General features: G+C 66.3%; 6 protein-coding genes. 5 read left to right on the forward strand and 1 reads right to left on the reverse strand.

The features are described from left to right. Positions 1–17 precede the first annotated feature (17 nt). Complete coding sequence (locus ACWEO2_RS42295; protein ID WP_452410531.1) at positions 18–1,793, forward strand: chloride channel protein; 1,776 nt, start codon at positions 18–20, stop codon at positions 1,791–1,793. Between the two features lie 138 nt (positions 1,794–1,931). Next, a complete protein-coding gene (locus tag ACWEO2_RS42300; protein ID WP_452410532.1) occupies positions 1,932–2,426 on the forward strand; it encodes a MarR family winged helix-turn-helix transcriptional regulator in 495 nt (164 codons plus the stop codon). Positions 2,427–3,094: 668 nt separating this feature from the next. Here ACWEO2_RS42300 and ACWEO2_RS42305 read toward each other — a convergent pair. Further along, positions 3,095–4,285, reverse strand: coding sequence for an NAD(P)/FAD-dependent oxidoreductase (locus tag ACWEO2_RS42305; protein ID WP_452410533.1), 1,191 nt, complete (start codon positions 4,283–4,285; stop codon positions 3,095–3,097). Between the two features lie 348 nt (positions 4,286–4,633). Between ACWEO2_RS42305 and ACWEO2_RS42310 the strand changes: the two genes are divergently transcribed. The 3 genes from ACWEO2_RS42310 to ACWEO2_RS42320 all read left to right on the forward strand — a co-directional run bounded on the left by ACWEO2_RS42310 (position 4,634) and on the right by ACWEO2_RS42320 (position 6,337). Beyond that, positions 4,634–5,011 carry a DoxX family protein gene (locus ACWEO2_RS42310; protein ID WP_452410534.1) on the forward strand — a complete coding sequence of 126 codons (378 nt, stop codon included), beginning with the start codon at positions 4,634–4,636 and terminating at the stop codon, positions 5,009–5,011. Positions 5,012–5,235: 224 nt separating this feature from the next. Next, a complete protein-coding gene (locus tag ACWEO2_RS42315) occupies positions 5,236–5,784 on the forward strand; it encodes a hypothetical protein (RefSeq protein WP_452410535.1) in 549 nt (182 codons plus the stop codon). 283 nt (positions 5,785–6,067) lie between these two features. Beyond that, on the forward strand, positions 6,068–6,337 hold the full coding sequence (locus ACWEO2_RS42320) for a hypothetical protein (protein ID WP_452410536.1): 270 nt from the start codon (positions 6,068–6,070) through the stop codon (positions 6,335–6,337). The last annotated feature ends 663 nt before the right edge of the window (positions 6,338–7,000 follow it).

Genomic DNA, 7,000 nt, shown 5'->3' on the forward strand with positions numbered 1-7,000 from the left:
TGTTGCATACTGCCATTATGGATGATGTAGCCTCGGGCAGACCGACCTGGCAGGCGATTCCGCTGCCGCGACGCGAATCGGTGGGGCGGTGGTTGCGGGAAAGCCCTTCGGCAGTAGTGCCGTTGGCGGTGTTCGTCGGCGTCGTGACCGGGTTTGGCGCGGTCGGATTTCGGCATCTGGTCACCGGATTCACCTGGATTTTCACCGGGCGCGAGGACTATGCGGGGCTGGGACGGGTGGCGAGCACGCACGGGCCGTGGCTGGGTGTGTGGTTTGTGCTGCTGGCGCCGGTGCTGGCCGGGGCGGTGTACGGGCCTATCGTGTATCGCTTCGCGCCGGAAGCCCGCGGTCACGGGGTTCCCGAGGTGATGTACGCGGTGTCCGAGCACGGCGGTCGGATCGCCCCGCAGGTGTCGCTGATCAAGGCACTCGCGTCGGCGTTGTGCATCGGTGGCGGCGGGTCGGTGGGCCGTGAGGGGCCGATCGTGCAGATCGGGTCGGCCGCCGGATCCATGCTGGCGCAATTGCTTCGGTTCGACGCACCGCGGATACGGTTGCTGGTCGCCTGCGGTGCCGCCGGGGGTATCGCGGCCACGTTCAATGCCCCGCTGGCGGGTTCGTTCTTCGCGATGGAGTTGATCCTGCGGAATTTTGCCGCCGAATCGTTCGGCGCGGTCGTGTTGTCCAGTGTGACGGCCAGCATCATCGGGCGGGCAACGCTGGGCCACGAACCATTCCTGTCGCTACCGCAATTCGCCGTGCGTAATCCGGTCGAATACCTGTTGTACCTGGCGCTCGGCGTCATCGCGGGCTTGGTCGGCGTGTGCTTCTCGAAAGTGCTGTATTTCATCCATGATCTGTGCGACCGAGTGTGGCGCGGACCGGAATGGGCGCGTCCCGCCGTGGGCGGGCTGGTGCTGGGAGCGCTGCTGCTCGCGCTGCCGCAGATGTACGGCGTGGGCTACCCGGTGCTCGGAGATGCCGTCACGGGACGTTATGTCATCGGCATGCTGCTGCTATTGCTGGTGGCGAAGATGCTGGCCACCAGCCTGACTATCGGCATCGGCGGATCCGGCGGTGTGTTCGCGCCGACGCTGTTCATCGGGGCCATGGCGGGTTGCGTGTTCGGTGACATCGTCCACCAGCTGCTGCCCACCGCGACCGAATCCGCGGGCGCTTACGGGCTGATAGGCATGGGCGCCGCGCTCGGTGGCGCGACCCGCGCCCCGATCACCGCGGTGATCATCCTGTTCGAGCTCACCGGTGAATACACGATCATCCTGCCGCTGATGGCCGCGGTCGCGATGGCCGGGCTCACCGGACGGCTGCTGTCGAAGGACACCATCTACACGCGGAAGTTGTTGCGGCGCGGCGTCGATATCGACCGCGCCCACCGCACCCATCCCGCATTGCGGGCCGGTGATATCGCGCGCGGGGTGCCTGCCCCGCTTGCCGAACACCTCGACCTGGCCGCGGCGGCGGACGCATTGACCCGATCGGGGGCTGCGCTGCTGCCTGTCGTCGGCGCGGACGGCTACTACTGCGGCTGTGTATCAGCGCGTGATGTCGCAGAAGCGCTCGATGATCCGGCCCCGCCGGCTACGGTGCACCAATTGCTCACGTTGCCAACAGCACTCATGGCCGATGCAACTTTGCACGACATGCTGACGGCACTGGCCGGCCAGGACGGTGCCGGACTTCCCGTAGTCGACCGCGACCACAGGGAGTTGATCGGGTGGGTCGACTACGACGACCTGCTGGCGGCACTGCGCGCCGCCGATCGACCGGACTGACATCGAGGGAGATCCAACGGCGCGGGATCGAGCGCCGTGCTCGCTCTCGTCCAGGCGACCCATCATGGCAGTGCGACAGTTGCTGTAGGCAATCATGGCTGGGCTGTAAAATCTATTCGGCCACACCGACTGAGGAGGATGATGGCGACCTCAGCCCGCCCTATCACCCAGGACTCGGTCGACGAAGTCACCGATGCGCTGCTCACCGCTTCGCGACTCTTGGTCGCCATTTCGGCGCGGTCGATCGCACATATCGACGACACGATCACCCTTGCGCAGTTCCGCACCCTGGTGATCCTCGCGACCCAAGGGCCCGTGAAGCTCGCGACCCTCGCCCATCAACTCGACGTGCAGCCCTCGACAGCGACCCGCATGTCGGAACGGCTGCTGGCCGCGGAATTGATCACCCGACAACCGAATCCGCAGACCCGCCGCGAATTGATCATCGACCTGACCCCGCGTGGACGCGAGGTTGTCGACGAGGTCACCGCGCGCCGCCGCAGCGAAATCGCGAGCGTCGTCCAGAGCATGCCAGCAGCGCAACGGCGTGGCCTGGTGGAAGCCCTCAACGCCTTCACCGCGGCCGGTGACCAATTCACCACTGCCGACAGCAGCCAGCCATACCCGCTGTAAATCGGATGCGGGGCGGGGCGAAGGCTGGCTCGCCCCTGGAAATCCCACGCCTGAACGACGTGCCAGATCCGGTGTCCTAGGTCTTCGGGCACACCACCGCGTCCCTGCCCCCGTTAGCTTTGTGGCAGGTCACTCGCCCTATTGGCGCGGTTGGGTGGTGCGGGGTGCCGAAGTGGTTTCGGCCGGTGATGTCGCCTGCCCTTCCTCCTGGCAGCCGACAGTGACGTGTGCGTCGTCCGAAATCCTGCGGCGGCCTTGACGGCGCGGCGTGCAGACCGCCGACCCAGACACAGCGCCGCGCCGAGAGCGATCCAAGTGACCAGTACGATGACGGCCTGGGTGGCGCCGTGCTCGCCACCTTGTCCGCGCCGATGACGGGCCGTGGCGTGGCCTGCTTGATGCCGCCGCCGTCGCTGATCGCCACCACCTCGGGGGCGAGTACGTCGAGCAGGCCCTGCAGGTCCCGGGTCTCAAGCGCGCGCCGGAACGCTTCGACAGCTCGCGGCCTCGCCCTCGGCCCGCCGCCGCGCACCGGATTCACCTGTCGTGTGCATGAATTCCTCTCCTGGAGGTGGGTCGTGGGGCCGGTACGGGCGCACGATGCGCGGCGTTCTCGATTCGAACGCTGCCGCCCACCGTGCCACTGGTGATAGCGGCGAAACCGGCGTCTATGCGCTCGGTGTCGTCACGTTCTCATTCCGGGCTCGTAGCAGGGCGGGCCGGTGTTCACCATCCTTCGGCCAGTGGTGCGAGCCGGGCTTGTGCGCCTCGGTCACCAGGTGCTTGACGCTGGCGGCGCAGGAGAACTCCTTGAGCTTGCGGCCCATGAACCCGGTGAAGTACAACCGCTTCGCCGTGTCGTCCTTATGAAGGAGTTGGAAGATCCCGGCACCGCGGCCGAAACTGAAGCACATGGCCTGGAATGCCAGGTCGATCGGCGCCGGCCGCTCATCCGCGATCCGGGCCAGCACCGTGTCGGCGGCGTGGGCGCCCAGGCATCCAGCGATGTAGGCGCTCATCCGGAACGGCAGGTCCGACGGCGCCGACGCGTCGCCCGCCGCGATGATGCGAGCGCTGTCGATGCTGGTCAGTGTCTCGTCGGTGAGCAGCCGCCCGGCGGCGTCGGTGCGCAACCCGCTGCGGTCGGCCAGATCGGGCACACCGAAACCCGCAGCCCAAATGGTGACCTGACTCGCCAGGGTGCGACCGTCACCGAGTTCCACGGTTCCCGACCGCACCGCGGTGACCGACGTATCCGGACCTTCGATCACCTCGACGCCTAGTTTGGTGAGGTATTTGCGGGCTGCGCGCCGAGCGCTGGGGTGCAGGTACGGGCCGACGAGACCGCCGCATACCAGCCTGACACTGCGACCCTGTTCCGCGAGTTCCGCAGCGGTCTCGATACCGACCGGACCGCCCCCGACGACCGTCACCGTTGCCGACGTAGGCGTGTCGAAGAGCACCGACCGCAGCCGCTGCGCGGCCTCCAAAGTCGCGACCGGATAAGCGAATTCGGCCGCGCCCGGCACCTGCGGTCCGCCGCTGAGGCTGCCTACCGCGTAGATCAGGTAGTCGTAGCCGATGCTGCCACCCTCGGCGAGGGTCACGGTGCGCCCGGTCGCGTCGATGTGTGTCGCATTGTCGACCACCAGCTCGACGCCCTGGGCGAGTACCTCCTGGTAGTCGACGACCGCATCGTGGGTGCCGCCCACCAGTTGGTGCAGCCGCAGCCGTGGTACGAAGACCTGCCGCGGATTGATCACGGTCACCGTCACGTCGTCGCGCTGCCTCACACGATTGGCCGCCATCACTCCGGCGTATCCGCCGCCGACCACGACTACCTCGATGCTTTTGCCCATGGTGTCTCCTTCGATCCAAGTGGGTCGAGAACAAGACACCGCATCGACGAAAATCCTGACATCTTATGAAGCAGATCACAGTATGTTCGGTCTGCGGGCTCGCCGTGCGATCGACGCAGCAATGGTTCCGCATGGAGGTCGTCGGCCGGATGAGGCTCCGGCAAGTGATCCACATCACTGGTCAAGGCTGTCAGAAGATCGCGACTGGCGGTGTCTTATGCCCGACCAGTTACACCATCGGGAAGCCGACACCGATGCCCGCGAACGGCATTGTCTGGCAGCCCGTCGGCGACGAACGGCTCGGCGGATCGACGGCCAGCCCGAGTCGCCCGCACCTGAAGGAAGCTCATGAACCTCGCCCTCTGGATCGTTGCCGGGCTGCTTGCCGCCCTCTCCCTGTTCAGTGGCGCCACCAAAGTGTTCTTGCCTAAGTCCAAGCTGGACGAATCAACGGATTGGACCGAGAGCGCAAGCGCCGGTTTCGTCAAAACCCTCGGGGGCCTCGAGATCCTGGCCGCGGCGGGCCTGGTCCTGCCCGCAGCGCTCGACATCGCACCGGTGGTGGTGCCGGTGACCGCGGTCTGCTGGATTCTGTTGATGATCGGCGGGATGATCACCCACGCCCGCTACGGGCACTACAAAAACGTCGCGCTGTGTCTCGCCCTCCTCGCTGCGGCCGCCTTCGTGGCCTGGGGCCGCTTCGGCCCCGAGCCGTTCATCGGCTGAAGTGCGGCAGTCCGGCTTTGTGCTGGTTGGCATTGAAGCGCGCCCTCTGCTGACGATCCCCGCACGTGTTTATGTCACACCATTTGCGGGTGCAAACGGTAGGGACCACTGACCAGGGCTCGAACTTACTTATCTAGCGGGGTTCGGAATGGAGGCCGTCCGCTGAACGAGGCTCTAGGTGATACACATCACTCATTAATGCTGTCAGAAAATCGCGACTGGCGGTGTCTTGTTCAGCAAGCACGCGCACCAGACAGGAGCGAACCATCAAGCACCGCATCATCGTCCTCGGGGCCGGATACGCCGGAGCCTTCTCCGCCACATCCCTGGCCCGCCAGCTCCATTCCGACGACTTCGAGATCATCGTGGTCAACGCCGAACCCGATTTCGTCGAGCGGCTGCGTCTGCATCAGCTCGCCGCCGGACAGGATCTTCGGCACCGGCCGCTGGCGAAGGTGTTCGCGGGCACCGACATCCAGCTACGACTGGCGCGGGTCACCAGCGTCGATGCCGAGCACCGAACCGTCACTGTCACCGACGGCGAGGGCATCGGCCGGGTGGTCGACGATGACGCACGAGCGAAACCCGGAGCCCTGCGCAGCCGCACGGCCGCACGTGTCACGTCAGCAATCATCAACACCGCCGCTTGGGCTGTCAGCCACCCGACCTTCGGAAAGCCGAATCACAAGTACCGCTTGGCCACCACCCGAGAGCACTCGCCCCACGTGGTCGCGGGACACATCCAATCCGCGATCCCACTCACCCAACGATGAATATCGTTCACGGCTATACCATCCGAGAAGGAGACATGACCGACACCACGATCCAGTCCACCGACCGTCCGGCCGCGGGTCCGGGTACGAGCGAGGCGCGCGACGCGAGCAGGCCGGCCTCGACAGGGCCGTCGAGGCCGGCCTGCTCGCGATGGCCGTCGGCCGCTTGGCGGGTGGCGCGGCGAGCCGCGTCACCCCGAGCGGCACAGCACGGTTCTTCGGCGCAGCCGCGGAGCGGTCCCCAGAGCTCGACTACGTCGTCCGCGTGTGCGGGATCCGAGCCGTGGCCCTAGGCCTCGGCTACCTGTCGACCACGGGCGACGCCCGCCGTCGCTGGCAGCAGCTCGCCCTTCTCTGCGACATCTCCGACACCGTGGCGGGAATCGGCGACCTGGTGCGGGGCAAGGTTCCGCGCAGCACCGCCCTTGGGGCGACGCTGCGCGCCGGCATCTTCGCCGCCATCGGCGCCGCACGGATCGCCTACGACCGCGGGACTGTCCCGAGATCAGTCGACGCCCCACCCCCGACCCATGCCGAAGTCCTGCCAAAGTAGCTCGGCGAGCTGTTGTCCGGTGCCAGTGATTCATCCTTGGTGTGAATGCTCTGAACTGCGATGATTTCGGGGCAGGCGTTGACATCGAGGGTGGGTTGCCCGGTATCGCTGAGCCAGATGTCGTGGTGCGTGCAGACTTTAGGTGAACCAGCAGGTGGACGGGAATGGTTCCCGGACGCCGCGTCGGACTGCGCAGTAGCGGCAGGCGGTGGTCGCGCGGAGTGATCCGCCGGTGTGGGTGCCGCCCATACTCCGCCGACAACCATCCAGACTATCGATGGAGAAACGACCCAGCCGATGACTGCAGGCGGTGCCCTGAGCATCGCCGCCGACTGCCCGGCACCGGTCGCCGCCGCAAGCAGACCCAACAGCACGACGACACCAACCGGCGCAGCCTGGCCACGCTTCCGCACGGGCCCCTGGATCCTTAGAACTGTCGGGTTCACATCCCGGGTGCTACCTCACGTCGTCTTCGACGGGCCGCGTGCGCCATGCCATCAAGTTCAGCGTTTCCGCAGGTCAAGTTGTGTGGTTAGCGCATGTGTCCCCCTCCGGACACTTACCATAGCCCCAACCGTGCGGGTCGAGAGATGTCTCGACCCGCACGAGTCGTTTTGCGGGATGGTAGGTCATCTGCAGGTTGAGGTGCCGGTAGACCTCGGC

It is taken from the genome of Nocardia sp. NPDC004278 (assembly GCF_053602975.1).